This window comes from Oceanobacillus sp. J11TS1 (genome assembly GCF_018333215.1).
Lineage (GTDB): Bacteria > Bacillota > Bacilli > Bacillales > Amphibacillaceae > Oceanobacillus.
The window spans coordinates 1-1,569 of record NZ_BORO01000059.1 but is presented as its reverse complement, the minus strand read 5'-3'; the positions used below and the strand labels follow the sequence as shown (position 1 = coordinate 1,569).

The window sequence follows — 1,569 nt, the reverse complement described above, 5'->3', positions numbered from 1 at the left end:
GAGGCTGGGACATAACTAGCCAAAAATAAAAAAGATGGATTTCACATTGAGTTTTGAAGTGAAATCCATCTTTTTTGAAATCATTTATAAGTAGATACATAAAAAAGCGGCTAGAGGCAGTGTATCTTCTCAGATTCACTGCCATTAAGGCGAATCCCAATTCATTTTTCACTTTGGTTTTTCCTCGTACAGAGAAACGAGTGAAACCCAAATTAGCCTTCAAGAATCCAAAGAAAGGCTCTACATCTATCTTACGTTTTCCGTAAAGCTTGCCCATTTCTTCATCTGAAAGCTGTTCTCGTATCATCTTTTTTTGTGCTTCCCATTTCTCATTATAAAATATTTTTCGATTGTTTCCTTCCTTTGCCTTGGTACATTGCTCTCGCAAAGGACAGCCTGTACAATCCTCAGATTCATAGACCTTAAATTGTCGCTGGTAACCATACTTGTCTGTCCGTTTGGAATCATAGCGATAAGTAACAGCTTGACCATTCGGGCAAGTAAAGGCATCTTTTTCGGCATCATATTCCCAGTTAGCGGTGTTAAAAGGATTATTTTTATATTTTTTCTTCTTTTCTTTACGATACATATTGTAAGTGATTAGGGCGGTGCGTAACCGATTCGAGATAATATCTTCTATATTTTGTTCACTTCCATAAGCCGCATCTGCTACAAGGAAATCAGGCAACGCAAAATAATCCTTTTCTATTCGATCTAAAAAAGGAATCAATGTTCGTGTATCGGTAGGGTTCGGAAAAATATCATATGCTAATGCGTAACGTCCTTCCGTTGCCAATTGCACATTATAAGCAGCTTTCAACTGCCCATTCTTCATATGGTCATCTTTCAGCCGCATAAAGGTTGCGTCATGATCCGTCTTGGAATAGCTGTTACGTTCTTCTAAAATCTCCAATGCTTCTTCATATTTTTCTTTACGGCGAATGAAATCGTGCACCTTTTTTAAGGCTTGTTTTGGTTGCTTTCGTTCCGAACGCAGGACTTTTCGGTCCTGTGCTTCTTCCCTTGATTCGATTTGTTCCGTATAGGTTTGGACAGACTTATCCAAATTCCCAGCTATCTGTTGAAGTTCTTTTGTCGATAGCGTTTCCGGGCTTTCCCGTTCGATTTCTGGAATAATTTCTTTTTCTACCAGTTCTTCATAGAGCGCATTCGATTTCTCTATAAGTTTTGCTTGATAGCGTTCAATCGATTTTCGCCAGACAAAGGTGAATTTATTGGCATTGGCTTCAATTTTTGTTCCATCAATAAAGATAGCTTCCGCATCAATCAACTCTTTTTCCACCAGCTGACAACGAAACTGGACGAAGCACTGACGCAATAGTTCTTTTACTTCTGGATTCATACGAAAACGGTTGATGGTACGATAACTGGGCTCATATCCCTGCGCAAGCCACATCATCCGCACGCTGTCCTTTAGTAATGCTTCGATTTTTCGGCCAGAGAATACCGACTGGGTATAAGCACATAAAATAATTTTCATCATCATACGTGGATGATAGGCGGGACAGCCTGTTTGGCGGATAAATCCGGTGAAAGCTTCTTCTGGAA

1 protein-coding gene is annotated in these 1,569 nt (G+C 39.6%); it reads right to left on the bottom strand.

The annotated features are described in order from the left end of the window. On the bottom strand, positions 1 to 1,569 hold a 1,569-nt coding region (locus KI343_RS19750), incomplete at both ends, for an IS1182 family transposase (RefSeq protein ID WP_244857155.1).